The organism is Bradyrhizobium sp. CCBAU 51753 (assembly GCF_015291565.1).
Taxonomy (GTDB): Bacteria; Pseudomonadota; Alphaproteobacteria; order Rhizobiales; family Xanthobacteraceae; genus Bradyrhizobium; species Bradyrhizobium ivorense.
The window spans coordinates 5,058,929-5,081,666 of sequence record NZ_CP030037.1; the positions used below are offsets into that span (position 1 = coordinate 5,058,929).

Genomic DNA, 22,738 nt, shown 5'->3' on the forward strand with positions numbered 1-22,738 from the left:
CTACAATTAGACGCTATCTTGCGCGGTGGGGAACAACCGGTCAGGGCCGCTTTTTGCTGGCGTTTGACCCCACCCCCGGGGTTTGCCGTTGATGGTCGGCGGTGTGAACAGCGCAGCCTCGATCGACCAACCGCGACGAATGCGGCTGTAAACGGCCGGCTTGCTCACTGGTGACTTATTGATCCAATCCGCGAGCCGCATGGTTCTGCCCCTAATGGTGCAGACCCTGTCTGGCAGCTTGGTTCGCGTAGGCTTCACTGGCTGTTCGGCTGACAGCACGACACCTTGCTCGGCTGCATCGACATGCTGTCGTGCGCGGACGCGGACGTAACTGGGCTCCAGACCAGCAAGGGCGCAGGCCTCGCTGAAGCCGCGGTTGGGCTTGAACAGCCAACTGAGTGCCTGTTGGTGCTCAAGCTCGGTGCAGCTTATGCCGCAGGCGTCCATGATCATTCGCTCGATCAGGGCGAGCCAGAGAGCTTTGCAGGCGCCGTCTTCTGCCGGATCAACGGTCATCGCGACGTTCCTGCTGTTGTTTCCGGCTGGAGTGACAAGGCGACGACGCTAAGGCCTGCCAGTTTTTGCGATCCCAAAATCTCGCCATATCGCCCCGATGCGGAACGATATGGTCGACACAATCGGCGATGCGGCCGCAACCGCACGCGCAGTAGCGGTTCTGAGGGAGGGCCAGGAATGCCTTGCTCTCGCGCTGCCATTTGGCGCCGTAACCGCGCTGAGATGCTGACGGCCGATGCTTGTCGGCCTCAAGCTTGCGGGCAAGCTGGCACGCGCACATGACACCGGAAGCGACCTTTCGACCACAAGAACAAATGCGAGGTGGACGCATGGGCATTAGATGGCCCTCATTGTCTTCCAAGCCTCAACGCTGTTCTCGGAATACGTGGCTTGATACAGGTTCGCGAACCGGTCATCGTCGCGGACGCCGTTGCGATACTTGATCAGTTCAGCCGGCCATTCACCGGTCACGTAGAAGATCGCGAGCCGGCTTGCGAGATAGTTGCGTCCAGCAATCCTGATCTCGCGATACCCTTCCTTATGGCGCCACCCCGCAACTGCACCCGCCTTGACACGGTTTGTTGGGCTGACACGCCAGCGAAAGATTCCGGTATCCGGGTCGTAGTCGAGAACGTCTCTCAGGTCAGATTGGGTTAATTCGCGCATCAGGCCGGAACCTCAGCCATGCTATGGACGGTTTGGTCGCCGAGCGCGTTCAAGCGGTCGCGTGCCGAACTGATGTTGGTGACGGTAGCGTCGTCCGCGTCGTTCTCTTTGCCGCCGAAAATGGCCTTGAGCATTTGCTGCCGGCCAATATGGGCGTTGATGATTTCGGCAGGCGTCGCGCTCCAGGCCTGCTCTGGCGACCAGCCCAGCCAGCCGGTGGCGATCTGGAACAGCCGGGTGAAATACTGGTCGAAGGCGATCGGCTTGCCAGCCGGCTTGGCGTCGTCCTGGTCGTCATCTACGCCAGCGAGCAGCGCGACGAACTTGAGCAGCGGCTCAATGAGGTTATTGGCGACTTCAGCCAGCGGCTTGTCGAGCACGTGCTTGTAAAAGCGGTTGAGCGCGACGTCGGGATCGACGGCGCTGAGCCGGATTACTTCCTCAAAGGCGGCGATCCGACATTCATAGATCGCCTCGGACAGGTTCTGAAAGCCGCCATAGGCACGTTCGATGCGGAATGCGGCTCGCAATGTCGCGCGCAAATGGATCGTCTCATTGTCGAGGCTGATCGCGATTTCGTCGTTTGCGAGCCGCATGTTCCTGGTCCTTAGGTCGCCGAGACCTTGAGCTTCACGAACCGGTCAGGATTCGTGATGTCACCGCCGACGCGCTTGCGCGAGTGGAAGCGGGTCTGCCCCTTGGTCGCGAGCGAATACGGGTCGCGGAGCATCTGGAAGCTGACGCGATCGACAATGCGGTAACCCGACAGGTCGCCGAACAGGATCGGGAAGTTGCCAGCGCCGATGTTGTCCATATCGACGGCCTCGACGATCGGGCGACCGAGCAGCGTCGGCGCGGCGTCCCCGTTGAGATTGTCGATCAGGAGATAGCGGCCCATGCCGTCCTTGAACTGACGGATTTTCGACATGGTGTTGCGGTTCATGAGCCACACACCACGCTGCGCCCACTGCGTCGGGATCGCGTGGAACATGCCGATCAGAACGTCGCCGGGGCTGGTCGCGGGGAAGTCAGCCGCGGCGCCTGTGATCACCTGCGAGATACCAGCGGCGGTCATCAAGCCCTTGGGCTGAGTGGTGCCGTTGCCCTTCACGAACGCGGTGCCCTCCGCGATACCGAACGACTCGGCGGTGTCAGAGGCCAGTTCGCCTTCGAGATTGTAGGCGTTGTCCTCCAGCAACTGGTTAGACACGTCGGTGTAGGTGGCGGCCTCATAGGGCGTGATCGACACGCCGGTGTAAGCCGGATCGCTTTCGGTGCGATCGTCGGTGTCAGCGACCCAGGTCGCGGCCGTGCTGCCGGTGCGCTTGGGATACTGAACCTGTGCCGCGCCGATGGTGACGACGCGCGCATACTGGCGGATGGGTGAGAACAGGCGGAGCAGCTTGAGAACTTCGTTGCCGAACTCCGGAGGGGTCAGTGCCTGATTGCCGGTGACTACCAGGGACTTCTTTTCGAGGTCGCTGATTGCGTCCGGACCGAGGCGGAGGAAGTTCTCGAAAGCCTTCATTTCGAGGCTAGCGTCGTCGGAGTTGCCGTTGCCGACCGGCAGGCGCGATGCCTTGGCCTCAAGCTCGTCAATGCGGCGTCGGAGTGCGGCGTGCTCGTCGGCGCTCTTCTTTTCGAGCTTCGCCTGCAGATCGGCGAGCTCTTTCTTGACGAGCTCTTCCGGCGACAGTTCCGGCGCGTCCTTGAATTCGAGGGTGGGGAGATGCTTCATAGTGGTAGTTCAACCTTCCTTGATGGGGTTCAGATGCTTGCCGTGAAGTCGCGGATGACCGACGCTACGGCGGATGCGCGGTCATATTCCTTTGCTGAAGAGATGCGGGCTCGCGGGTGCGCGGGGTTGCGAACCACCGAAACCTCATAAAGGTCGAGGGCAGCGATCACGCGGTTGCGGCCTTGCTGCGTTGATGACTTCGTTTTGAAGCCGATCGACAGGCCGCTGACGAGGCCGCTCTTGATCATCCCCAGGATGGTGCGGGCGCGCGCGTTCTCCAGGTGCAGCTTGCCTTTGACCGTGAGGCCGTCAGCCGTTTCGACCGCGTCGGTCCAGGTGCCGATCAGGTCGCCGACGTCGTGACCGAACAACATTGGCAATTCGCTGGAGACGAAATTGAACGCGCCCTTGACGATGATATCGCCGGCGCTATCGGGGCCGGCATTGAACGGCCATGCAGTGCCGACGATCTCGCCTTCGTCGGTGACGCTGAGTGTGGCCTTGATTTCGAGCTTATCCATTGGTGGCCTCGTTCGGTGCGCCGAACCAGACACGCTCAAGAATCTTCGCGGCGATGGGATAGGTTTCGGAGATCGGTCGATCGGCGACATAGGTCGCGATCAGTTCAGCGGCGCGCTTGGGCGCGGTGCCGCCGCCAATCAACGCGAGCCGGATGGTCTCGCTGAGGTCAACCTGGGAGAACTGCCGGTAGTTCAAGCGATTGAAGAGTGCGCCGATCGGGCCGCACTTCGCTTCAAGCTCGGCAATCAGTGCAGGCGTAAGCTGGAACGTTTGTTCGCCATCGCCGAAAAAAGTGACGTAGGGCGTGCGCATCAGGCGGCCTCCGCGTCGTCGTTCTGGTTGTCATTTGATCGACCGTTGAGCTTGCCGCCGCGATACGCGGACGAGGTCCACGGGTTTTCGAGAACGTCGCCACCGTCGACTGGCCCAAGCGACCAGCCGAGGTCCCGCGCTTCATTGGGCGTCATGATCCGGCCAGAGACCGCGTCGGCGAACGCCTGACTGCGCTGGGCGAGGTCGGCCTTAACCAGATGCGTGGTGTCGTATTCGATCGTGACGCCGGCCGCGCGCTCTTCTACGGTCAACAGTTTGAGCGTGAATTCCTGCTGCTGCGCGATCAGGTGCGGCAACAGCGTGAAGCTCAGGAACTCAGTGCCCAATGCCTCGATCGACCGGGAGACGTTCTTCTCCAGCGCCATGAGCAGATGCAGGCTGACGCGGAAGATGCGCGCGATCTCGCCGAGCATGTAGGTGCGCAACTCGATATACTGGGCGTCGGTAGCGTTCAGCATGAGTTGCTGAAACTTCATGTCGTCAGTGACCCAGGCGGTGCCGCCCGCGCTGGTGCCCGAATGGGCCGCACTGAATGCCGCCTTGGCCTTGTCGAGGGTGTCCTTCACCCACGACTTGGGGACGCTCATGATGCCGCTGGGCCGCGCGCCGTTCAGGAACAGTTGGTTCGCGAAGCGCTCCAGGACGATCGCCAGGGCGATGGTGTCGCGGTTCTCGCCGACCAGGCCGCGCGTCGGATCGTATGCGGGTGTGGCGAAGTGCAGGATTTGCGAGCCGGGGATGGTGCGCTTGGGACTGCTGCCGTCCGCCTTGATCGCGTATGCGGCCTCGAAGTTGGAGTAGTCGACAACGATGGATGAGAGGCGCGGATCGAGCCGGACCAGCTCATAGACTTTGCCGTCAACGCGGATGACCTGACAGAACGCGCCGTAGGGCTGCAGCAGGCAGTCCATCGTCATCAGGCGTTTGAAGGTCGCGGCCGGCTGCCAACTGTTCGGCGCCTCGTTGAGCAACCTGGTGATGGGGTGGTCGATCTCTTCGCGCCGACCGGCAGCGGTCGTCTTGAATGTCTTGACCGGGAGCGATGACACGGTCTCGGAGATCGCGCGGACCGCGCAGGATACCGGCGCGCACTGCATGGCGCTGAAGGGCGACACTGAGATGCCGGCGAGGGTCGGCGACGCGCCGAACAGTTCGAACAGCCACGGCTCTGGCGAGGCGAGGCTCTTAGTCTCTACGGGCGCCGGGGCGGCCTTACGGAAGCGATCGAGAAAGGGCAAAAAGCACTACACGGTTAGCGCTCGCTGGTTGGGCGAGTGCGGGAGATCGGGAATCTCTGTGTGTGCTTTGTTTCGGGATCAGGTCCGAACGCGTAATTATGTTGCGCGTAGATTGCGGCTAAATTGAGTCGCTAGCCCGATTATATGCCTCGACAGACTGTTACGATCTGCAACATTTTGGACTAGTTGCTTTCGCGTAAGATACTAATTCTACTAGACAAAATGTAAATTGGTCGGGGCAGCTGGATTCGAACCAACGACCTGCAGTACCCAAAACTGCCGCGCTACCAGGCTGCGCTATACCCCGAACTCCATGAGGCGAGTGGATACACGCTTAGCCCGGCGCCAGCAAGGCGCCGGTTGGGCGCGCAGGGCGCTGCGCCACAAGCCCGGGCGGACACCGGCGCGGACCCGGGAAAGCGCGTCAAAACAAGCAGTTAGCGGCCGTTGAACAGGGGATGGGCGACCCGGTCGCCGGGCTGGATGCCGTACTTCTGCGCGGTCCCGGCAATGACCTCCAGCACGCCCTTCGCGAGCCCCCGCGACGGGATGATCTTGGTCGACAGCGGCTCGGTGCTTTCGGCGATCCGCAGGATCCGGCCGTCGGCGCGAATGAAGATCATGTCGAGCGAGATGTAGGTGTTCTTCATCCACATCGACACCTCCTGCTCCGGCGAGAAGTCGAACAGCATGCCTTTGCCGTCCGCCAGCTCCTTGCGGTACATCAGCCCGGTCTCCTTCTCCTGCTCGGTGGTCGCCATCTCGACCGAGAAGACGTGGACGCCGGACTTGGTGACGATCTCGAGCGGCTGGAAGCTTGCCGCCTGCGCGGCCGGGGCCAGCAGCGCGCCGGACAGGATGACGAGCGCAGCCAGCAGCCACGGGCGAAGCCGCCCAACATTGCGATCGAAATTCATCGAAGGATACTCATGCCGGTGAAATTTTGCCGGCGGACCCTAACCCGATGATTGCGGCAAATGCCAGAGCCTTGCCGGCGGCCCCTCGCCTCACGTTTCCGTCAAGCGATCCCAAATCTTGAATCAGGAGTCCGGGATCAAGTGCCTTGGGGTCAAGTGCTCTGGGTCAAGCGCCGGGGGGCTAGTGCGACGACAGCGCCGACGGGCCCGTCTCGGGATGGATCTCGGCGGCCATCATGCCCTTGGAGCCGGGCCCGAACCGCACCAGCACATACTGGCCGGGGCGCAGCTCGGTCATGCCGAAGCGGCGCAGCGTCTCCATGTGCACGAAGATGTCGGGCGTGCCCTCGCCGCAGGTGACGAAGCCGAAGCCGCGCAGCCGGTTGAACCACTTGACCTGGGCGCGCTCGAGCCCGCTGGTCGCGGTCACCGTGACGTGGGTGCGCGGCGGCAGCATCTGCGCCGGATGGATCGCGGTCGACTCGTCCATCGAGACGATGCGGAAGGCCTGATAGCCCTTGGCGCGCTGCACGCATTCGACGACCAGGCGCGCGCCCTCGTAGGCGGTCTGATAGCCGTCGCGGCGCAGCACCGTCACGTGCAGCAGGATGTCGGGCCAGCCATTGTCGGGGACGATGAAGCCGTAACCCTTCGAGGCGTCGAACCATTTGATGACGCCGGAGAGCTCGACGAGATTGGCCGCTGCATCGCCCAGTCCGGAGAATGCATCGAGCGCCGGATCGCGCGGCGCGCCGCCGCCATACTCGCCTTGTCCAATTCTGCTCTGCCCAACTCCGCTCGCGGGCTGCCCGCCGAGCTTCTTGGACTCAAATCCGTCCGACCCCATGACCCCGGACCCCACACATCAATTGCAGTTCGCCGTCGTTGCGGCAAAGCCTGAACACGATGCCATTCATGACCAACCCACGAGAACGCTGCGCGAATCTCTCGAATCAAAAGATAACACTCCCGCTTGCGGGGCATAGCTAAAAATCGAATCTAACGGGAACTATGAACAGGCTTGCACAGCTGCGAATCAAACAGGCATCAGTTGCCAACGAACGGACCGAGCGTGTCGCCGATGTCGTGGCGGATCACGAGATCGGCGATGTCGTCCTGATCGGTCGGCTCTTTGTTGATGATCACGAGTCGCGCGCCGCTGTTCTTCGCCATCATCGGAAAGCCCGCCGCCGGCCACACCACCAGCGATGATCCGATCGCGAGAAACAGATCGCAGGTCTTGGTCAATTCCGTCGCGCGCAACATCGCGTCCTCGGGCATCGCCTGGCCGAACGAAATCGTCGCGGTCTTGACCGGATCGCCGCAGTCCGCGCAGTCGGGCGCACTACCGCTTTGGTCGAATTGCCGCTTCACCCACGAGAGTTCGTAGTCCTTGCTGCAGCCGATGCAGCGCGCGTAGGTCGTGTTGCCGTGCAGCTCGATGACGTCGGTGGCCTTGAAGCCTGACGCCTGATGAAGGTTGTCGATGTTCTGGGTGATGATGCCCGGAACCTTGCCGGCGCGATAGAGCGAGGCGAGCGCGCGATGCCCGCGACCGGGCTTAGCCGCGGCAAAGGTCGGTTCCATCGCGAAACGGCGGCGCCACGACTCGTCGCGCGCATCCTGGCTGGCGACGAACTCGTCGAACGGGATCGGCCGGTTGCGGGTCCACAGCCCGCCCGGCGAACGGAAATCCGGAATGCCGCACTCGGTCGAGATGCCGGCGCCGGTGAAGGGCACGATCGACGACGCCTCGGCAATCATGTTGCCGAGTTGCTCGACGCCGCTGCGCAGATCCTTTGCAATCACAGGAGACAATCCGGTTGGATGCGCCGACTATAGCACGGCCGATTGCGGGACCAACGCGCAATGCGGGCGAGCGATCTCGCTCGATCGAGCCGCGTCAATCAGGCGGCTGCATCAAGCGGCCTTGGCAGCGTGCTGCTCCGGCGCCCGTCTCGTTGCTCTTCCTGAGTTTTGCCGACGGCACCGCCTTCGCTTCATCACATTCCTGCAATTTCAGCTCCCCATTGACGCCCAAATCGCCGATGCCAATGCGGCCGGGGACGGGGGGTGACACGGAGGATGGGCAATGACCGACCAGAAAGATCGCGTCTCGCGCGAGCGCGAAGAGATCGCCGCACGCGTGGCCAGCTTCAGGGCGACGCAACAGAAGTTCGAACGCGATCGCCAGGAATATTTCGCCAACACGCTCGGCAACGCCTGGAGCGGATTTCGACGCGAGAGCACGTGATGCCGCGCGGTGCGAAACGCGATCGGGACATCGCTCTGGTCTGTCTGAAACGCGGCTGATCGATCACGCGCTGTCAAAAAGCCCGGAGCGGTGCGCTCCGGGCTTCGTCATTACCAGTCATAATAGTGCCGGTAATAGCGGTGTCGATAATACGGACCGCCGTAATAGGCGTATGGCCCCGGGCTGTAGTAGCGCGGGCCGTAGTAACCGTAGCCAGGCCCGTAGTAGTATGGGCCGTAAGCGCCCGCTGCGCCGGCAGCAATCGCACCGGCGGCCAGACCGAACGCCAGACCAGGACCGATACCGCGGTGGCGCGCCTCCGCCGGCGCGCTCAGCACGGTTGCGCCAACAGTCGCAACCGCCGCCACAACTGCCAATGTCTTTTTCATCCGCAACCTCCTCTCCTCATTTCGTGGGATTAACGCCGGCGCGGAGCGATGGTTTCAGATCAACGCGGGGCGCCAAGCATCAGCAAATACGCTGGATTCCCCCTCGCCCGGTTCCACAGCCATGCGATAGCGCAGAGCCACCATCGGTTGGCGCGGGAACTAGAAGACAACCTCAGGGATTACTATGTGATCTCGTGAGGTTGACCTATGCCGGCTTGGATGGAACTTTTACTCAATGTGATGGGCTTTGCCGGCTTCATCGCGATCGCGATGTATCACAAGCACCCGAACGGCAAGCTGCCGGACTGAGCCTCGGCGCCGCCGCTAAAGCGCGATGAGATGAGGTTGAGTCATCATCGCGCTTCAGCTTTTTGTTTGAGCATGATCTCCGCGCAAATGCGTTCCGCGTTTGTCGCGGGGGAAAGCCGCTTCACACTTTTCCGGATCGTGGTCTAGTTAGACTTGTGCGGCTCACCCGCGGTGCGAACCAGCCTGTCCGCCTTGACCAGCACATGCCCACTCTCCGGCTGCGGCCGCAGCCAAAAACTGATCGCGATGAAGGCGGCGCAAAACAGCAGCCCCACCACCATCACGCGCCGGTGGGTCGGTCGGTCCGCACTGTGAAATGTCGGCATCATGGCTGTCATCCGCAGCCATTCCACGCCCAATCACGGGTCGTGACAACGCGATATAGCGCTTAACCTAACCGAATAGGGTTATCGGCCGGATCGTTTCGTGAGCGGCCGCCTGCTGCGGACCGCCAGCGTCCCATCCGCAGCATATCCAGAGCTTGTCCGCAGCAAATCCACAGCCCCATCAGAGCGCTTTTGCCTAGTATTTTAATGATCTTGCTGCGCACAAATCCACAGAGGTGCACAATTGGTATTTATCGGCCGATCCGGTGGGCCGCTTGACCGGGGCCCGGGCTGATTCGGCCGAAAACGCCGCACCCTCGCATTTACAAAGCGTTAAGAAGCCGCTGACAAGGTTCCCCCAGGAGGGAGAGCCATGCTCATCTACCCCGTACCTGTCGAAGTGACGCACGCCCGCGTGCAGCTCGTCGTCGACCAGACCGCGAAGGCTGAGCCCCGCGTCGTCAATGAGGACGTGCTCGACGTCTTCGCCGCCAAGAACAAGGCCGACCGCGACGCCGTCGAGACCATCCTCAACATCAAGGTCTGAACGCCGGCCATCGTCAGGCCGCGCGAAGGGCGCCCGTCGTGTGCCAAGGTCTCGCGCGCGCGGGAAACCTCGCCGGCGACTGGAACAACTCCTCCGCGCACAGGTAGTCATGGGCAAGGAGATGCTCATGAACAAGCTCGTCGTCGTTGCCGCCCTCGCCCTGATGTGCGGCCCGGCCTTCGCGCAGGATAGGGGTCCCGCTCCCCAGACCGGGATGGAGCGGCCGGAAAATATCAAGGGGGCCACGCCGAAAGGCTCGATGGATACCACCGGCATGAACGTGAACCGCGCCAATAAGCCCGACGCGAAGGACACGACAAAGGACAACGCCGCCAGGAAGGACAATCCCAGGAAGTAGCGGCCCGCTCTGCACGGGCGTCGCGGCTCTCCTCGGCCTTGGCGCAGCGTTGCGCAGCCCACAAAACAATTTGGAACGGATGCTCGACCCGACCGTTGATGTTGCGAGCGATACAACGAGGGAGAAATCCACCGGAAATATCAGCTCAAAAGCCCCGTCAGCCTACCTCGGTAGCTGGCGGGGTTTTGGTATGAAAGAGGCGCGAATGTACGCACTGTTCCGCGGCAAGACGCAGGTCGGACGGTCATTCCCGACTGAAAAGGAAGTTTGGGAAGCCGCTCTGATCGATGGCCTCGTGACCAACGTTCCCGCCGCGGACGAAGCCGGTGGGCGTATTCTCGCTGCCGACTATCACGTGGAGCGGGTTGGCGAATACGAACCGCAGCCGGATTGGAAGCCCGACCGCGTGAATCCTGCTGCGGCAGGGGGAACCAATCGGCCGAAGCCGCATTGAGCCTGAAACAGCGTTGAGTAGTGCCGGCAGCTCACCGCCCTGTCGGCTTCGGAAGGCCCCGCGATTCCCGCTCGCGGGGTTTGCTTTGAACTTTTGGCGACTGCGAAGACACACGGGCGCTGGGGTTTTTCAGGGCCCAGTATCCAGGCAGCGCCGCGGGGACGAAACATATTCCGTCGCCTCGGCGCTGTTGCTTTTTGCGAATTCAACCTTAAGTTTGTCTGTAGCAGTTGACGGCTCACGCCCTGAAAATCCCAGACCGTCAACTGGGAAAGCCCCGCATCCAGCCTGCGGGGCTTTCCATTTTTGGGAGAGGCATCGTTCGGAGCGGATCGCCTTCGGCCTTGCCTTGGCGGTGATCAGCGCCATTTCTGAAATCTCGCGAAAAGTTGACCTCTAACGGAGAGGCAAGCTTCGTTCGCAAAACCATCACGCCCGCTTCTTCTCTTCCCGTTCTTCCTTTTCGAGCTGTTCTTCGACGTACTGCACGACAGCTCGGCGAACGTCCGAGCTCTTGATCTTGTAGAACGCTTTCGCCAACCTCAACATCTGCACGTCTTCGACGCGGTTCGACATGGAAATAAGCTCCGATTGTTGGAGCGGAAATTACTCCAGGTCGTCGCTCGCCCATCATTAAACCGCTGCAACCTTAGGCACCTTATTGTCGCAGGACGCACCTCTCGTTAGATGAACTTCCGGTAAGCTTCATTCTGTTTTCACGAACGAAGATGGAGCGCGCGAGATGCCTTTAAGACTCCTGCTTTCCGCGCTCTTCGTCGTCCGACAGCCACACGCAAAGCGCCGCGATCGAACCGCAAATCAGTCCAATGACGAGCACGGCGGTGCTGAATGTCTCGAGACCCGCGGTCAGCACCGTCACCCCTCCCCCGATGACGAGGATTCGTTTCAGCAGCTCAACGCGCCAATGAACCAGAACCACATCGCCGAGCCAGGCCGCCAGCGATGTCAGGAAGACGAACAGTTTTGCCAGATACGCGCTCGCCACGAACCCGGCAGCCACCAGCGCCGGGTTCGTCGTTCCCGAGCGCACGACAATGTAGGCCGTCAGCAGCGCGATGGTGATGAATGGCCCGATCAGGGCAAAAGCCAGAAACCGCTTCATGCCGAGAGCATAGGCCTGTTCGCGCTTGCCAGCGTGCGCAGTTATTCAGGAGATTTTCCGTAGAACGCTGCAGGCGCGAGCCTGGCAATTTCGCTATCGGCTCCGCGCGCCGAAAGCTCGCGAAAGGTTGAGAGCGCAAGGCGCACAAAGGGGCTTTCATTCGCCCGCAACCGGCACGCAAAGGCTGCCCCTCCCCACAATTTGCTGCTAATTTCCGCCCCGCTCCCTCGCCCAAACGAGCATCTCTGAACGTTCTCAGGAGGATAAGAAAAATGCGCTATCTCCACACCATGCTGCGCGTCCGCAATCTCGATACGGCGCTGAAATTCTACCAGGACGCGCTGGGGCTGAAGGAAGTGCGCCGCATCGACAATGACAAGGCACGCTTCACGCTGGTGTTCCTGTGCGCGGCCGAGGATCTCGACCTGTTGAAGTCGCAGCCGCAGCCCCGCGGCGCGCCGCTGGTCGAACTCACCTACAATTGGGATGAGGAGAAGTACGGCGAGGACCGCTACTTCGGCCACCTCGCCTACGAGGTCGACGACATCTACGCGACCTGCGACCACCTGATGAAGATGGGCGTCACCATCAACCGTCCGCCGCGCGACGGCAACATGGCGTTCGTGCGCTCGCCCGACCTGCACTCGATCGAGCTGTTGCAGAAGGGCGACCCGAAGCCGCCGGCGGAGCCGTGGACCTCGATGCCGAACACCGGCCACTGGTAGGTCCCCGACAGGCCCTGGCGAAATCCTCCGCCACTCCGCGCTACAGCGCGCTGGTCCGCGAGGCTAGCCGGTCCGGATCCGCTTAGGAACATGGTGCTATCAGCATCGTTGTCTTCCCAAAGCGGAGGAGGACGACGCATGGCAAGAGGAATTTTGCTTTGGCTTGTGGGCGTGCCGATCCCGGTGATCATTTTGCTTTGGTTGGTGTTCGGCCACTGAATTCGCAGGCGCGTACGACGCACGCATGACCGCCCCGGAAACGAGAGGCCCTGCCATCCCGCGGCGGGGCCTGTTTTTTGTCCTGCGAGCAATTCACCGCGGGCTTTCCGCGGAAGACTCCGCTAAGAACGCTGCAAACAGCAACAGCGGGAGAAACGCGTGCCTGACAGCAAGCCGCAACTGACGATCTGGGGCCGGGCCAACTCGGTCAATGTGCAGAAAGTGCTCTGGTGCCTTGCCGAGCTCGAGCTGCCCTATCAACGCATCGACGCCGGCATGCAGTTCGGCAAGAACGACCAGGCGGACTATCTGGCGATGAATCCGAACGGCCGGGTGCCGACGCTGGTCGACGGCGACTACGTGCTGTGGGAATCCAATTCGGTGATGCGCTATCTCTGCATGGCCTATGGTCAGGGATCACCGATCTATCCGCAGGCGCCGCAGGCGCGCGCCGCGGTCGACCGCTGGCTCGACTGGTCGCTGTCGACGTTGCAGCCGGTCGATCGTCCGGTGTTCTGGGCGCTGGTGCGCACGCCGCCGGAGAAGCGCGACATGGTCCAGATCCAGAAGGATGTCGACGCCGAGGGCGTGGTGTGGCGCGTGGTCGAGGACAGGCTCGCGACCCGCCGCTTCATCGAGGGCGATCAGTTCACCATCGCCGACATCGTGCTCGGCGCATTCGCGCGGCGCTGGCTCGGCGTCGAGGGCGTCAGCAAGCCAAAGCTGCCCAATCTGGACCGCTGGTTCGGCGAGCTCGCAGCGCGGCCGGGATTCGTCCGCTTCGTCGCGCCGCCGATGTCGTAGAGCATGATCCGGAAAAGGGTGAAGCGGTTCTCCCTCGCGACAAACGCGGAACGCGTTTGCGCGGAGAGCATGCTCAAACGAAAAGGCCGCGCTCAGCGCCCGCTCGAGTAGCCGCCGCCGACGCTGACCGCGCCGCCGAGCTTGACGCAGGTGTCGGTGCCCTCGACCCGGACGAAGCCGGGCCCGAACGAGGCGCAGGGATTGGCCCGCGCCGCGGGCTTCGACGGCAGCGGCTTGCCTGCATCGGGCGGCGTTTGAAAATCGCGGCTTCTGCCCTGCTGCGCGAACGCGGCGACCGGCAGCAGCACGGCGAGGATGGCGAAGAGTGTTGTTCGCATCCGGCCTTTTATCGCGCGCGGATGGTCGAGGCTAGCGCACGAATTTGACGCCGAACGTCCTGCCCTCACGCCAGACCACCTCGCAGGCTCGCCCGGTGCGGGCATCGCGCGAGAACGCCAGCCGCAGCTTGGCCGGCAGCGTGTTGCGGTCCTCGATCGTGATCCTGGCGCCGGTCGACGACAGGTCCTCGACCACGCAGGGCCGCGCGGCGAATCCACCGTCGAGTGTGATCCAGCCGGGTTGGCGCAGCGATTTGCGCGTTTCGCGTTTCTTGGTCCCGAGAGCCATTGGCATCATTCCCCGAGGCCAAGCCGTATCGCCGGTGGCTTACCAAAGGGTTGCGAAATCGCCGCAGATTGCAGCGATCCACCAGATCCTGCGCCGCGACGAGGCACGGCAGCCGCCGCTTGAGGAAGCCAGCGCAATGCCTTGAGTTTGCTCGATTTTGGATTGGGCCTTGATGGCGCTCCCTAGCGGAATCGAACCGCTCTCTCCACCGTGAAAGGGTGGCGTCCTAACCGATAGACGAAGGGAGCAAAACTCCCGGCAAATCAATACGTTAGACGTGAGATGCGCCGGACCGGCCACAGCCGTCAACGGCCGCGACGGGCGAACGTATAGTGGCGATTGGCCGGGTGGGCAAGCGTTCCGAACGGGCTTTCACGCCCGTCAGCGTTGTTCCAGCTGGCTGACCGGGACGCCGCGGTCGAGCGCCGCGCGCTCGTCCAGGTCCGGAAGCGACAGCAGGCCCGCGATGGCCGCCAAGACGACGAATACGATGAAGCCAATGCGCACGATCAAAATCACCTGGAGTGAGAAAAGCCGACCGCGACGCCGGCTGCGTGTTTCCACGCGCCGCCGTCACTTCAAAAAATGAACTGCAATCCTGCGCCAGTTGAGAGCACGCCGGACCAGCTCCGGTCATGACCCAAATAGATCAAAGCGCGAGCGACTGGGTCACCGGCAGGAAAGTCCGGCCTGGATTGTGGTCCAGAATCCACAATGCGGCGGCATATGCGCATGCGCCCGTGTGCCGCCGAGGTGAATCAGGATGGCGGCAACAAGCGCGATGACGACGATGGGAACGACAGGTCTTCCGAACAGCATGGGCCAGCGCATCAGACGATATCGTGGCCTAACTATGGCCCGCGGACCTGTTCCGAGATTTGCGGCCAACGTTCAGCGCGCGTGCCGCGCGAGCCGGCTAGCGATTGGCGGCGCTGGCCACGTCCTGGCGGTTGTCCGGCTGCACCGCCACCTGTGCCGGCGCCGGTTTGATGCAGGTGCTGCAGATCACGAGTTTCCGCGCCAGTTGATCGTCGGCATCCGCTGACTGCGCCACGGCCGGCGATGCATTGCGCGCCTGCCGCCGCGGCGGTGGGAGGTTCGGATCCTGTCCGGCACCGTCCCAGGCGATCGGTCCCTGCCCCGGCTGTGTCGACGTCGTCATGTCGTATTGCGCATATTGCGCGCAGGCACCGAGTGCGAACGGCAACAACAGCACCGCGGCCTTGCCGCCCCAGTTCCGGAATGCAGACATGATCAAACTCTCACGCTATTCGTGCTGCGACCTAAGAGCAGAACCGCTAAGAAATCGTTTGCCCTGTCGGCCAGCCATCGCATGCAAGGACGACGGTATTGCGGCGTAAAAGTGGAACGGGAGTTTTGCCATGCCTGACGTCAACCCGCGCTTCGACGGCCAGCGCGTGCTCGCCGATCTCAACGCGCTGCGCGCCATCGGCGCCTTCAAGACCGGCGTGCACAAGCCGACGTTTTCCGAGCCGCATCTGCGCTCGCTCGACTGGCTCGCCGCGCGGCTGCCGGAGGCGGGTCTCACTGCGGCGATCGACGGCATCGGCAATGTGCTCGGCAGCAGCGCCAAGGCCGGACCAAAACTGCTCGCCGGCTCGCATCTCGAAAGCCAGAACCAGGCGGGCTGGCTCGATGGCCCGCTCGGCGTGATCTATGCGCTCGAAGCCGCACGTGTCATCAACACCGATCCCTCGATCAACGGCGCCGTCGAGGTCGCGGCCTGGTGCGACGAGGAAGGCCATTTCGGCCAGTTCCTCGGCAGCCGCTCCTATGTCGGCGCGGTAACGGAGGCCGAGATCGATGCGGCGCGCGACCGCAGCAGCGATCGCACCATGCGTCAGGCGCTGCACGATGCCGGCTTTGCCGGCCGCCCGCGCCTGCACGCCGCGCCGGGACGCCATATCGGCTACCTCGAGGCGCATATCGAGCAGGGCGACACGCTGGAGAGCGGCCAGCTGAAGATCGGCGTCGTCACCTCGATCGTCGGGATCTGGCAGTACCGCATCACATTCACCGGTGCGCAGAACCATGCCGGCACCACGCGGATGGCGATCCGCAAGGACGCTGGCCTCGCGCTGGCGCGGTTCTGCGTCGCCATCGACGACAGCTTCCCGGCCGTGTGCGGCCCTCGCACGGTCTGGACCACCGGCCGCATCACGCTCGACCCGGGCGCGCCGAGCATCATCCCGGGCCGCGCCGAGATGCTGTTCCAGATCCGCGACGACAACCCTGCCGTGATTGCGCGGCTGGAAGAGCATCTGCAGCGCATGGCCGCCGAGTTCACCGCGCGCGGCGGCTGCAGCGCCGCGGTCGAGCGGATCAGAACCGGTGCGCCGGCGATGATGCATCAGCCGTTCCAGGATGCGATCGAAGCCGCCAGCGCGGCGCGCGCGGACGGCAAATCCGTGCGCATGCCCAGCGGCGCCGGCCACGACGCCCAGATCCTCGCAACCATCATGCCGGCGGCGATGCTGTTCGTGCCGTCGATCGGCGGCATCAGCCATCACTGGACCGAGAACACCGACGACGCCGACATCGTCACCGGCGCGGACGTCTACGTCGAAACCTGCCGGCGCCTGCTGGAGGGCGCGGCGGCGCGCTAACTCAGACCCGCCGTCCGAACGGAACGACTGCCCAGATCCCGCTGGCCGGCGAGCTGCCGGCGGCCGGCTGCCACGCAACCAGGCCTGCACCCCGTTACAGCGAAACGTGAATTCCCAACCGCGTGTCCGCGGCGACGGGCCACCTTGCAAAGGGCTGGATTTGCGGCCATTTTCGCCGCTCATAAGGACAAATTGGCTTCATGTTGTTGCTTGAGTCGCTTCCGACTGTGATTGGGGCTGCCGCCATCGCGCCCGCGTTGCTGGTGCTGTGGCTCGTGATCGCAGCCGATGAGCGCCCCGGACCGCCGACCCAGGTGTGGCTGGCCTTCGTGCTCGGCGCCGCCAGCATCTCGCTGCTCGGCTTGGCGCGGGCGCCGTTCAACGCGCTGCTCGCCATTCCCGACGATCCCTGGCTCACCCAGGCGGTGCGCGCGGCGTTCGGCGTCGCGGCGCCCGAGGAGATCGTCAAGGTCCTCGTCATCGTCGCGATCTCGGCGCGGCGCCGCGCCTCCGCCGATCCGATGGACACGGTGGTCTATGGCGCGGCGGCCGGGCTCGGTTTTGCGGCCTATGAGAACCTTGCCTATCTGGTCCAGCACAAGGACATGTGGCGTGCGCTCGCGGCGCTGCGCAGCGTGCTGACGGTGCCGTTTCACGGCGCGCTCGGCATCATTGCCGGCGCCTATCTTGCGATCGCGCGCTCGGGCGGCGCGCTCGGCGCGCACCGGCACAACCGCGACTGGGCCAAGATCTCGAGCTGGTCGCTGGTGCTGTTCGCGCCGATTGCGCTGCACGCCGCGTTCGACTTCCCGCTGTTGTGCCTGCAGCGGATTCCCGACCTTGGTTCGACCACGCGGTTGCTGCTCGGGTCGGCCAGCGTCGTGATCGGCTTCTCCTCGATCGGCTTTGCCATCCGCCTGGTGCGCCGCGTCGGCAAGCATCACGCGCCGCGCACCGACATCGCGCGCGAGCGGCTCAGCCAGCTCAGGCGGATGTGGGCGCTGCTGTTGATCGGCGGCGGCGCCGGCTTTGCCGGCGTCTCCTTCCTGCTCACCTCGCTGCATCACTGGTACGTCAACCCCGAGCGCAACGCGTCGTTCATCCTGGTGCCGATCGGCTTCACCTCGATCCTGATCGGCCTCGCGCTGTTGATCGCAACCACCGCCGTGTATTTCTTCGGCCGTAACCGGATGCGGAGCGCCGGAGAGGGTTTTTCGTCGGCATCAGGCCCAAGCTGAAGCGCGATGAGATGATCTTCTCGGAAAACCGCTTCGCGCTTTTCCGGATCATGCTCTAGAATTCGTCTCGACGCTCGCAGATCCGGAGAGCCGCAATGACCCTTCCCGACAATCTCGACAAGCTGCGATCGCAGATGAGCGCCGCGGTCAAGCAGCACTGGCGGGCGTTTTTGTTCGAGGGCATCCTGCTCGTGATCCTCGGCATCGCGGCGATGCTCGTGCCGGCATTCGCGAGCCTCGCCGTCACCATCTTCCTCGGCTGGATGTTCCTGATCTCCGGCATCGGCGGGCTGATCGTGACCTGGTGGGCGCGCGACATGCCGGGCTTCTGGTGGTCGCTGATCTCGGCCGCGCTCGCGGTGCTGGCCGGCCTGATCCTGCTGGCCCGGCCGATGCAGGGCGTGCTGACGCTGACCATCGTGATCGGCGCCTATTTCATCGCCGAGGGCGTCGCCACCATCATGTACGCGCTGGAGCACCGCCGCGAACTGTCCGGACGCTGGTCGTGGCTCCTGATCGCCGGGCTGATGGACATCCTGATCGCGTTCTTCATCATCGCCGGCCTGCCGGGCTCGGCGGAGTGGGCGATCGGGCTTTTGGTCGGCCTCAATCTGATGTTCGGCGGCGCTACCCTGATCGGCATGGCGTTGGCGGCGCGCAACACGTGACGCCGAACCGGCATGCCGGGGCGAGATTTTGGGGTGACAGGCCGGATTCCATGGGCTATAGACCCGGCCCATGATCACCGTCGCCACCAGCTATTTTTGGTACTTTAGCTACGACAGCTCGCTGGCGGCAGGAGGATCGCGCTCAATCTGAAGAATTGCAGCAGACCACCAAAACAAGCCGCCAGACCTGGCGGCTTTTTTGCGTGCCGGCAGGTCCCACATCCAAAGGAGCCAGCCGTGTTGAGTACGACAGACGATCTTCGCATCAAGGAACTGAAAGAGCTCAGTACGCCCGATGAGGTGATGCGGGAAATCCCGCGCACCCTGACCGCGACCCGGGTCGTGATGGGCGCGCGCAACGCCATCCACGCCATCCTGCACGGGACCGACGACCGCCTGCTGGTCGTGGTCGGCCCCTGCTCCATCCACGATCCCGCGGCGGCCGTCGATTACGCCGAGCGCCTTGCCGGCCTGCGTGAACAGCTCGCCGACCGCCTCGAGATCGTGATGCGGGTCTATTTCGAGAAGCCGCGCACCACCGTGGGGTGGAAGGGACTGATCAACGATCCCGGCCTCGATGGCAGCTTCGACATCAACAAGGGCCTGCGGCTCGCCCGCAGCGTGCTGTCGGCGGTGAACAATCTCGGCCTGCCGGCCGGCACCGAATTCCTCGACATGACGACGCCGCAATACATCGCCGACCTTGTCTCATGGGCGGCGATCGGCGCGCGCACCACCGAGAGCCAGATCCATCGCGAGCTGGCGTCGGGGTTGTCGTGCCCGGTCGGCTTCAAGAACGGCACCGACGGCAACCTGCGGATCGCAGCTGACGCCGTGAAGTCGGCCTCGCATCCGCATCATTTCATGGCGGTGACCAAGGGCGGCCGTTCGGCGATTGCGGCGACCAGCGGCAACGAGGACTGCCACGTCATCCTGCGCGGCGGCCGCGCGCCGAACTACGACGCGGCCAGCGTCGACGCGGCCGGGGCCGAGCTTGGCCGGGCCGGCGTCGCCGCAAGGATGATGATCGACACCAGCCACGCCAATTCGAGCAAGAAGCCGGAGAACCAGCCGCTGGTGGCCGCCGACATCGCCGGCCAGGTCGCAGGCGGCGAGCAGCGCATCGTCGGCGTGATGATCGAAAGCAATCTGGTGGCGGGCCGCCAGGATGTCGTGCCCGGCAAGCCGCTGACCTATGGCCAGAGCATCACCGACGGCTGCATCGACTTCGACACGACGGCTGATGTGCTGAAGCAATTGGCCGATGCCGTCGACGCCCGGCGCAGCGTGCAACGCGACGGCCTGAAGGAGCGTTCGGCCTGAGGCGGGAACGGATTGAGCGCTGCCGGCGGGGCGAACTCGAGCTCCGCCGGCTCTCGCTCTTTACTTGAGCATGATCTATTCGGAAAACCGCCTCACACTTTTCCGGATCATGCTCTAGCAGCCGCGGCAGATGCTCTTGATCTTCTTGTCGAGCGCGGCGTCTTCCTTGTTCATCGCGCTGTTCGGATCGCTCAGATTCTTTTCACTGGGGACGTCGCCGCGGCGCGGCTGGCGGTGGCCGATCGGCGCCTCCAGCAACGGCCCGTTTTTCTGGACCGAGGACGACCCACCCTGCTGCTGTGCCCAGGCCTGGGGTGCCCAGGCCTGCAGCGCGCCGACCGCAACCATCAACGCCATCGCCAAAACTGTTTTCCGCATCTCGCGTCTCCGCTCTCAACCCTATCGCGCCCGTTCCGGGACATCGATGCTAGCACAGTTGCGGCGCCCCTGCGCCGCGCAATCCTGTACCTTCCGTATATCGGCCATCGTGCCAAGTAGCCAGATTCCGGCGGCGACCAGTACCGCAAAGAAGCCGAGCAGCACGGCATTTTCGATCCAGCGGTTGCCCTCGTCCTCGGGCGGCTCCTGCCGCCCGCCGCCGCTCCCGCCCATCGCCTGGCTCACGTTTCCGGCGGGTAAAGGTGAACGTCACCGCAATAATCGACGACCCGATAGCGTCGTTCCCCGGCCTCTTCACGTTCGTGGGAAGATGCCTGCGACAAATAGCTCGGGCCGATCGGCGCCTTGCCGTGGCCGCCGGGGATGTCGAGCACATAGTCCGGCTGGCACAGGCCGGAGACGCGGCCGCGCAGGGTGCGCATCAATTCCTGCCCGGCCTCGATCGTGGTGCGCAGATGCGCGGTGCCGGGCGCGAGATCGCCGTGGTGCAGATAGTACGGCTTGATCCGGCACTCGACGAAGGCGCGCATCAGCGCCTCGAGGGTTTTGGCATCGTCGTTGACGCCGCGCAGCAGCACCGACTGGCTGACCAGCGGGATGCCGGCATCGGCAAGGCGGGCGCAGGCCGCGCAGGCGCTCGCCGTCAGCTCGCGCGGATGGTTGGCATGGACCGCGATCCAGGTCGTCGCACCATCGACCCGCAGCGCCGCGACCAGATCGGGATCGATGCGCGCGGGATTGGCGACCGGCACGCGGGTGTGGATGCGGATGATCTTCACATGATCGATGCCCGCGAGATCGGCCATGATCTCGGACAATCGGCGCGGCGACAGCATCAGGGGATCGCCGCCGGTCAGGATGACCTCCCAGATTTCTCGATGGTCGCGGATATAATCCAGGGCCGCGCGATAGGCGTCGTCTGATAGTGCCGAGGCCTTGCCGGGCCCGACCATTTCCCGCCGGAAACAGAACCGGCAATACACCGCGCAGACATGCACCAGCTTGAACAGCACCCGGTCCGGATAGCGATGCACGATGCCGGCGACCGGCGAACGCGCGTCGTCGCCGATCGGGTCGGCGTTCTCGCCCGGCTGCTCAACGAGCTCGGCCGCGCTTGGGACGAACTGCCGCGCGATCGGATCATCCGGATCGGCCGGATCGATCAGCGCCGCCAGCTCCGGCGTCACCGCAACCGCATAGCGCGCGGCGACCCGCTCCAGCTCGGGCAGCGCGTTCGCCGGCGCGAGCCCGGCATCGACCAGCTCGCGCGGTTGCCGCAGCGTTGCCGCCAATCTTCGATCGATCCTGTTCATGTCTCTCCTGCGGGCGGTGTCCAGACCACCTGGTCAATCCGCGGCGCGCCGCTCGCCAACATCACCAGCCGGTCGAAGCCGAGCGCGACGCCGCTCGCCTCCGGCATCTGGCCGACCGCGGCAAGGAAATCCTCGTCCAGCGGGTAGCGCTCGCCGTAACGGCGCGCCTTCTCGTCCATCGCGGCGGTGAAACGATGGCGCTGCTCGGCGGCGTCGGTCAACTCGCCAAAGCCGTTGGCAAGCTCGACGCCGCAGGCATAGATCTCGAAGCGCTCGGCGACGCGCGGATCACCCGCCTTGGTGCGCGCCAGCGCCGCTTCCGGCGACGGATATTCGAACAGCACGGTCAGGCGCCCCTGCCCCAGATGGGGCTCGACATGCTCGACCAGCACCTTGCTGAAGATATCGGACCAGGTGTCGTCGTCTGCAATCCGCACCCGCTGCCTCGCTGCAGCCGCCAGTGCCGCGCGGTCGCCCTCGTTGCCTGCGATCGTCGCCAGCAGATCGATCCCGGCAAAGCGCTCGAAAGCGGTGGCGACAGTCAGCAGCTCCGGCTCGGCGAACGGATCGGCCGTCTTGCCGCGGAACGCGAACCGCCCGATCCCGGTGGCCTGTGCGGCATGGGCGATCACCACCACGGTGTCGGCCATGATGGCGTCATAGCCCTCGTTGGCGCGGTACCATTCCAGCATGGTGAATTCGGGCAGATGCAGATCGCCGCGCTCGCGATCGCGGAACACCCGCGCGAATTCGTAGATCCTGGGCTCGCCGGCCGCGAGCAGCTTTTTGCAGGCGAACTCCGGCGAGGTGCGCAGATAACGCGTTGCCCGCGAGCCGTCGGCCCGCAACAGCTCGGTGCGTGGGGCATGGAGATGGGTCTCGTTGCCCGGCGAGACCTGGAGCACGCCGGTCTCGACCTCGGCAAATCCCTGCTCCTCAAACCAGGCCCTGAGCGCCTTGGTGATCGCGGTCCGCGCCAATAGGAATGGCCTGCGGTCGGCGAAGCGCGACGGTGTCCACCATGGCGAGGATTGGCCGTGCTCCGTCATCGCCGCACGGCTCCTGTGGATTCGACATCAACGCGCCGCCAATTCCGCTTAAGAAG

32 protein-coding genes and 2 tRNA genes are annotated in these 22,738 nt (G+C 63.9%); 10 read left to right on the forward strand and 24 right to left on the reverse strand.

All coding sequences use genetic code 11. The features are described from left to right. Positions 1–6 precede the first annotated feature (6 nt). From XH93_RS22895 to XH93_RS22945, 11 genes are all read right to left on the reverse strand, one after another. Entirely contained in the window at positions 7–516 is a 510-nt protein-coding gene (locus tag XH93_RS22895) for a hypothetical protein (RefSeq protein ID WP_194469244.1), read from the reverse strand. A 336-nt stretch (positions 517–852) separates the two neighbouring features. After that, positions 853–1,182: an HNH endonuclease gene (locus tag XH93_RS22900; RefSeq protein WP_194469245.1), complete on the reverse strand. Its 330-nt coding sequence runs from the start codon at positions 1,180–1,182 to the stop codon at positions 853–855. Beyond that, positions 1,182–1,778, reverse strand: coding sequence for a hypothetical protein (locus tag XH93_RS22905; protein ID WP_194469246.1), 597 nt, complete (start codon positions 1,776–1,778; stop codon positions 1,182–1,184). Before XH93_RS22905 ends, XH93_RS22900 begins: the two co-directional genes overlap by 1 nt. A gap of 11 nt (positions 1,779–1,789) precedes the next feature. Continuing rightward, positions 1,790–2,920, reverse strand: a complete 1,131-nt coding sequence (locus XH93_RS22910) for a phage major capsid protein (protein WP_194469247.1) — start codon at positions 2,918–2,920, stop codon at positions 1,790–1,792. A gap of 29 nt (positions 2,921–2,949) precedes the next feature. Beyond that, on the reverse strand, positions 2,950–3,441 hold the full coding sequence (locus XH93_RS22915) for an HK97 family phage prohead protease (protein WP_194469248.1): 492 nt from the start codon (positions 3,439–3,441) through the stop codon (positions 2,950–2,952). Beyond that, on the reverse strand, positions 3,434–3,754 hold the full coding sequence (locus XH93_RS22920) for a gene transfer agent family protein (protein ID WP_194469249.1): 321 nt from the start codon (positions 3,752–3,754) through the stop codon (positions 3,434–3,436). Before XH93_RS22920 ends, XH93_RS22915 begins: the two co-directional genes overlap by 8 nt. After that, on the reverse strand, positions 3,754–5,013 hold the full coding sequence (locus XH93_RS22925; protein ID WP_194469250.1) for a phage portal protein: 1,260 nt from the start codon (positions 5,011–5,013) through the stop codon (positions 3,754–3,756). The genes XH93_RS22920 and XH93_RS22925 overlap by 1 nt, the downstream gene beginning before the upstream one ends. A 230-nt stretch (positions 5,014–5,243) precedes the next feature. Beyond that, positions 5,244–5,320, reverse strand: a tRNA-Pro gene (locus tag XH93_RS22930). A 130-nt stretch (positions 5,321–5,450) separates the two neighbouring features. Continuing rightward, the gene (locus XH93_RS22935; RefSeq protein ID WP_194469251.1) at positions 5,451–5,930 is read right to left on the reverse strand and encodes a DUF192 domain-containing protein; all 480 of its coding nucleotides are present in this window, start codon (positions 5,928–5,930) and stop codon (positions 5,451–5,453) included. Positions 5,931–6,111: 181 nt separating this feature from the next. Continuing rightward, the gene (locus XH93_RS22940; RefSeq protein WP_194469252.1) at positions 6,112–6,777 is read right to left on the reverse strand and encodes a cold-shock protein; all 666 of its coding nucleotides are present in this window, start codon (positions 6,775–6,777) and stop codon (positions 6,112–6,114) included. Positions 6,778–6,977: 200 nt separating this feature from the next. Next, the gene (locus XH93_RS22945) at positions 6,978–7,739 is read right to left on the reverse strand and encodes a Sir2 family NAD-dependent protein deacetylase (protein WP_172628237.1); all 762 of its coding nucleotides are present in this window, start codon (positions 7,737–7,739) and stop codon (positions 6,978–6,980) included. A gap of 283 nt (positions 7,740–8,022) precedes the next feature. On the opposite strand from XH93_RS22945, the gene XH93_RS22950 reads away from it, so the two are divergent. Beyond that, complete coding sequence (locus tag XH93_RS22950) at positions 8,023–8,184, forward strand: hypothetical protein (RefSeq protein WP_194469253.1); 162 nt, start codon at positions 8,023–8,025, stop codon at positions 8,182–8,184. 110 nt (positions 8,185–8,294) lie between these two features. Here XH93_RS22950 and XH93_RS22955 read toward each other — a convergent pair whose 3' ends face one another. Both XH93_RS22955 and XH93_RS22960 read right to left on the reverse strand, forming a co-directional pair. Further along, a complete protein-coding gene (locus XH93_RS22955; RefSeq protein ID WP_139483320.1) occupies positions 8,295–8,573 on the reverse strand; it encodes a hypothetical protein in 279 nt (92 codons plus the stop codon). Positions 8,574–9,025: 452 nt separating this feature from the next. Continuing rightward, on the reverse strand, positions 9,026–9,220 hold the full coding sequence (locus tag XH93_RS22960) for a hypothetical protein (RefSeq protein WP_194469254.1): 195 nt from the start codon (positions 9,218–9,220) through the stop codon (positions 9,026–9,028). A 361-nt stretch (positions 9,221–9,581) separates the two neighbouring features. Here XH93_RS22960 and XH93_RS22965 point away from each other — a divergent pair, with 361 nt between their 5' ends. The 3 genes from XH93_RS22965 to XH93_RS22975 all read left to right on the forward strand — a co-directional run bounded on the left by XH93_RS22965 (position 9,582) and on the right by XH93_RS22975 (position 10,567). Continuing rightward, the gene (locus XH93_RS22965) at positions 9,582–9,755 is read left to right on the forward strand and encodes a hypothetical protein (protein ID WP_172626902.1); all 174 of its coding nucleotides are present in this window, start codon (positions 9,582–9,584) and stop codon (positions 9,753–9,755) included. A gap of 127 nt (positions 9,756–9,882) precedes the next feature. After that, the gene (locus tag XH93_RS22970) at positions 9,883–10,113 is read left to right on the forward strand and encodes a hypothetical protein (protein WP_194469255.1); all 231 of its coding nucleotides are present in this window, start codon (positions 9,883–9,885) and stop codon (positions 10,111–10,113) included. A 79-nt stretch (positions 10,114–10,192) separates the two neighbouring features. Beyond that, positions 10,193–10,567 (forward strand): hypothetical protein, encoded by a 375-nt coding sequence (locus XH93_RS22975; RefSeq protein ID WP_246799274.1) that lies wholly within the window; start codon positions 10,193–10,195, stop codon positions 10,565–10,567. Between the two features lie 429 nt (positions 10,568–10,996). Here XH93_RS22975 and XH93_RS22980 read toward each other — a convergent pair whose 3' ends face one another. Beyond that, positions 10,997–11,143 (reverse strand): hypothetical protein, encoded by a 147-nt coding sequence (locus XH93_RS22980; protein ID WP_172626901.1) that lies wholly within the window; start codon positions 11,141–11,143, stop codon positions 10,997–10,999. A gap of 172 nt (positions 11,144–11,315) precedes the next feature. Beyond that, the gene (locus tag XH93_RS22985) at positions 11,316–11,690 is read right to left on the reverse strand and encodes a hypothetical protein (protein WP_194469256.1); all 375 of its coding nucleotides are present in this window, start codon (positions 11,688–11,690) and stop codon (positions 11,316–11,318) included. 272 nt (positions 11,691–11,962) lie between these two features. Between XH93_RS22985 and XH93_RS22990 the strand changes: the two genes are divergently transcribed. Beyond that, the gene (locus XH93_RS22990; protein ID WP_194469257.1) at positions 11,963–12,415 is read left to right on the forward strand and encodes a VOC family protein; all 453 of its coding nucleotides are present in this window, start codon (positions 11,963–11,965) and stop codon (positions 12,413–12,415) included. Positions 12,416–12,793: 378 nt separating this feature from the next. Next, on the forward strand, positions 12,794–13,438 hold the full coding sequence (locus XH93_RS22995) for a glutathione S-transferase family protein (protein WP_139862739.1): 645 nt from the start codon (positions 12,794–12,796) through the stop codon (positions 13,436–13,438). Positions 13,439–13,530: 92 nt separating this feature from the next. Here the strand turns inward: XH93_RS22995 and XH93_RS23000 are convergent, their stop codons facing one another. The 5 genes from XH93_RS23000 to XH93_RS23020 all read right to left on the reverse strand — a co-directional run bounded on the left by XH93_RS23000 (position 13,531) and on the right by XH93_RS23020 (position 15,317). Next, a complete protein-coding gene (locus XH93_RS23000; protein ID WP_194469258.1) occupies positions 13,531–13,776 on the reverse strand; it encodes a hypothetical protein in 246 nt (81 codons plus the stop codon). 31 nt (positions 13,777–13,807) lie between these two features. Continuing rightward, positions 13,808–14,065 (reverse strand): PilZ domain-containing protein, encoded by a 258-nt coding sequence (locus XH93_RS23005; RefSeq protein ID WP_139483312.1) that lies wholly within the window; start codon positions 14,063–14,065, stop codon positions 13,808–13,810. Positions 14,066–14,238: 173 nt separating this feature from the next. Next, positions 14,239–14,313, reverse strand: a tRNA-Glu gene (locus XH93_RS23010). Between the two features lie 133 nt (positions 14,314–14,446). Continuing rightward, the gene (locus XH93_RS23015; protein ID WP_194469259.1) at positions 14,447–14,629 is read right to left on the reverse strand and encodes a hypothetical protein; all 183 of its coding nucleotides are present in this window, start codon (positions 14,627–14,629) and stop codon (positions 14,447–14,449) included. A gap of 352 nt (positions 14,630–14,981) precedes the next feature. Next, positions 14,982–15,317 carry a hypothetical protein gene (locus XH93_RS23020; RefSeq protein ID WP_194469260.1) on the reverse strand — a complete coding sequence of 112 codons (336 nt, stop codon included), beginning with the start codon at positions 15,315–15,317 and terminating at the stop codon, positions 14,982–14,984. Between the two features lie 130 nt (positions 15,318–15,447). On the opposite strand from XH93_RS23020, the gene XH93_RS23025 reads away from it, so the two are divergent. The 4 genes from XH93_RS23025 (at position 15,448) to XH93_RS23040 (ending at position 19,921) form a co-directional block, all read left to right on the forward strand. Next, positions 15,448–16,692 (forward strand): Zn-dependent hydrolase, encoded by a 1,245-nt coding sequence (locus XH93_RS23025; RefSeq protein ID WP_194469261.1) that lies wholly within the window; start codon positions 15,448–15,450, stop codon positions 16,690–16,692. A gap of 200 nt (positions 16,693–16,892) precedes the next feature. Continuing rightward, positions 16,893–17,930: a PrsW family glutamic-type intramembrane protease gene (locus XH93_RS23030; RefSeq protein WP_139483308.1), complete on the forward strand. Its 1,038-nt coding sequence runs from the start codon at positions 16,893–16,895 to the stop codon at positions 17,928–17,930. A gap of 95 nt (positions 17,931–18,025) precedes the next feature. Further along, a complete protein-coding gene (locus XH93_RS23035) occupies positions 18,026–18,598 on the forward strand; it encodes an HdeD family acid-resistance protein (RefSeq protein ID WP_139483307.1) in 573 nt (190 codons plus the stop codon). A gap of 237 nt (positions 18,599–18,835) precedes the next feature. After that, positions 18,836–19,921, forward strand: a complete 1,086-nt coding sequence (locus XH93_RS23040) for a 3-deoxy-7-phosphoheptulonate synthase (RefSeq protein ID WP_194469262.1) — start codon at positions 18,836–18,838, stop codon at positions 19,919–19,921. Positions 19,922–20,035: 114 nt separating this feature from the next. Here the strand turns inward: XH93_RS23040 and XH93_RS23045 are convergent, their stop codons facing one another. From XH93_RS23045 to epmA, 4 genes are read right to left on the reverse strand one after another with little or no spacing between them, the layout of a single operon-like run. Beyond that, a complete protein-coding gene (locus XH93_RS23045; protein WP_139483305.1) occupies positions 20,036–20,299 on the reverse strand; it encodes a hypothetical protein in 264 nt (87 codons plus the stop codon). A gap of 21 nt (positions 20,300–20,320) precedes the next feature. After that, positions 20,321–20,533 (reverse strand): hypothetical protein, encoded by a 213-nt coding sequence (locus XH93_RS23050; protein WP_194469263.1) that lies wholly within the window; start codon positions 20,531–20,533, stop codon positions 20,321–20,323. An 8-nt stretch (positions 20,534–20,541) separates the two neighbouring features. Continuing rightward, positions 20,542–21,633 carry a lysine-2,3-aminomutase-like protein gene (locus XH93_RS23055; protein WP_194469264.1) on the reverse strand — a complete coding sequence of 364 codons (1,092 nt, stop codon included), beginning with the start codon at positions 21,631–21,633 and terminating at the stop codon, positions 20,542–20,544. Continuing rightward, positions 21,630–22,682: an EF-P lysine aminoacylase EpmA gene (epmA, locus tag XH93_RS23060; RefSeq protein ID WP_194469265.1), complete on the reverse strand. Its 1,053-nt coding sequence runs from the start codon at positions 22,680–22,682 to the stop codon at positions 21,630–21,632. Before epmA ends, XH93_RS23055 begins: the two co-directional genes overlap by 4 nt. Positions 22,683–22,738 lie beyond the last annotated feature (56 nt).

Excerpts from the sequence above, each read along its gene's own strand:
- XH93_RS22895 (WP_194469244.1), bottom strand. The coding sequence starts at position 516 with ATGACCGTTGATCCGGCAGAAGACGGCGCCTGCAAAGCTCTCTGGCTC.
- XH93_RS22900 (WP_194469245.1), bottom strand. The coding sequence starts at position 1,182 with ATGCGCGAATTAACCCAATCTGACCTGAGAGACGTTCTCGACTACGAC.
- XH93_RS22905 (WP_194469246.1), bottom strand. The coding sequence starts at position 1,778 with ATGCGGCTCGCAAACGACGAAATCGCGATCAGCCTCGACAATGAGACG.
- XH93_RS22910 (WP_194469247.1), bottom strand. The coding sequence starts at position 2,920 with ATGAAGCATCTCCCCACCCTCGAATTCAAGGACGCGCCGGAACTGTCG.
- XH93_RS22915 (WP_194469248.1), bottom strand. The coding sequence starts at position 3,441 with ATGGATAAGCTCGAAATCAAGGCCACACTCAGCGTCACCGACGAAGGC.
- XH93_RS22920 (WP_194469249.1), bottom strand. The coding sequence starts at position 3,754 with ATGCGCACGCCCTACGTCACTTTTTTCGGCGATGGCGAACAAACGTTC.
- XH93_RS22935 (WP_194469251.1), bottom strand. The coding sequence starts at position 5,930 with ATGAATTTCGATCGCAATGTTGGGCGGCTTCGCCCGTGGCTGCTGGCT.
- XH93_RS22940 (WP_194469252.1), bottom strand. The coding sequence starts at position 6,777 with ATGGGGTCGGACGGATTTGAGTCCAAGAAGCTCGGCGGGCAGCCCGCG.
- XH93_RS22950 (WP_194469253.1), top strand. The coding sequence starts at position 8,023 with ATGACCGACCAGAAAGATCGCGTCTCGCGCGAGCGCGAAGAGATCGCC.
- XH93_RS22955 (WP_139483320.1), bottom strand. The coding sequence starts at position 8,573 with ATGAAAAAGACATTGGCAGTTGTGGCGGCGGTTGCGACTGTTGGCGCA.
- XH93_RS22960 (WP_194469254.1), bottom strand. The coding sequence starts at position 9,220 with ATGACAGCCATGATGCCGACATTTCACAGTGCGGACCGACCGACCCAC.
- XH93_RS22965 (WP_172626902.1), top strand. The coding sequence starts at position 9,582 with ATGCTCATCTACCCCGTACCTGTCGAAGTGACGCACGCCCGCGTGCAG.
- XH93_RS22970 (WP_194469255.1), top strand. The coding sequence starts at position 9,883 with ATGAACAAGCTCGTCGTCGTTGCCGCCCTCGCCCTGATGTGCGGCCCG.
- XH93_RS22975 (WP_246799274.1), top strand. The coding sequence starts at position 10,193 with ATGCTCGACCCGACCGTTGATGTTGCGAGCGATACAACGAGGGAGAAA.
- XH93_RS22980 (WP_172626901.1), bottom strand. The coding sequence starts at position 11,143 with ATGTCGAACCGCGTCGAAGACGTGCAGATGTTGAGGTTGGCGAAAGCG.
- XH93_RS22985 (WP_194469256.1), bottom strand. The coding sequence starts at position 11,690 with ATGAAGCGGTTTCTGGCTTTTGCCCTGATCGGGCCATTCATCACCATC.
- XH93_RS22990 (WP_194469257.1), top strand. The coding sequence starts at position 11,963 with ATGCGCTATCTCCACACCATGCTGCGCGTCCGCAATCTCGATACGGCG.
- XH93_RS23000 (WP_194469258.1), bottom strand. The coding sequence starts at position 13,776 with ATGCGAACAACACTCTTCGCCATCCTCGCCGTGCTGCTGCCGGTCGCC.
- XH93_RS23005 (WP_139483312.1), bottom strand. The coding sequence starts at position 14,065 with ATGGCTCTCGGGACCAAGAAACGCGAAACGCGCAAATCGCTGCGCCAA.
- XH93_RS23020 (WP_194469260.1), bottom strand. The coding sequence starts at position 15,317 with ATGTCTGCATTCCGGAACTGGGGCGGCAAGGCCGCGGTGCTGTTGTTG.
- XH93_RS23025 (WP_194469261.1), top strand. The coding sequence starts at position 15,448 with ATGCCTGACGTCAACCCGCGCTTCGACGGCCAGCGCGTGCTCGCCGAT.
- XH93_RS23030 (WP_139483308.1), top strand. The coding sequence starts at position 16,893 with ATGTTGTTGCTTGAGTCGCTTCCGACTGTGATTGGGGCTGCCGCCATC.
- XH93_RS23035 (WP_139483307.1), top strand. The coding sequence starts at position 18,026 with ATGACCCTTCCCGACAATCTCGACAAGCTGCGATCGCAGATGAGCGCC.
- XH93_RS23045 (WP_139483305.1), bottom strand. The coding sequence starts at position 20,299 with ATGCGGAAAACAGTTTTGGCGATGGCGTTGATGGTTGCGGTCGGCGCG.
- XH93_RS23050 (WP_194469263.1), bottom strand. The coding sequence starts at position 20,533 with ATGGGCGGGAGCGGCGGCGGGCGGCAGGAGCCGCCCGAGGACGAGGGC.
- XH93_RS23055 (WP_194469264.1), bottom strand. The coding sequence starts at position 21,633 with ATGAACAGGATCGATCGAAGATTGGCGGCAACGCTGCGGCAACCGCGC.
- epmA (WP_194469265.1), bottom strand. The coding sequence starts at position 22,682 with ATGACGGAGCACGGCCAATCCTCGCCATGGTGGACACCGTCGCGCTTC.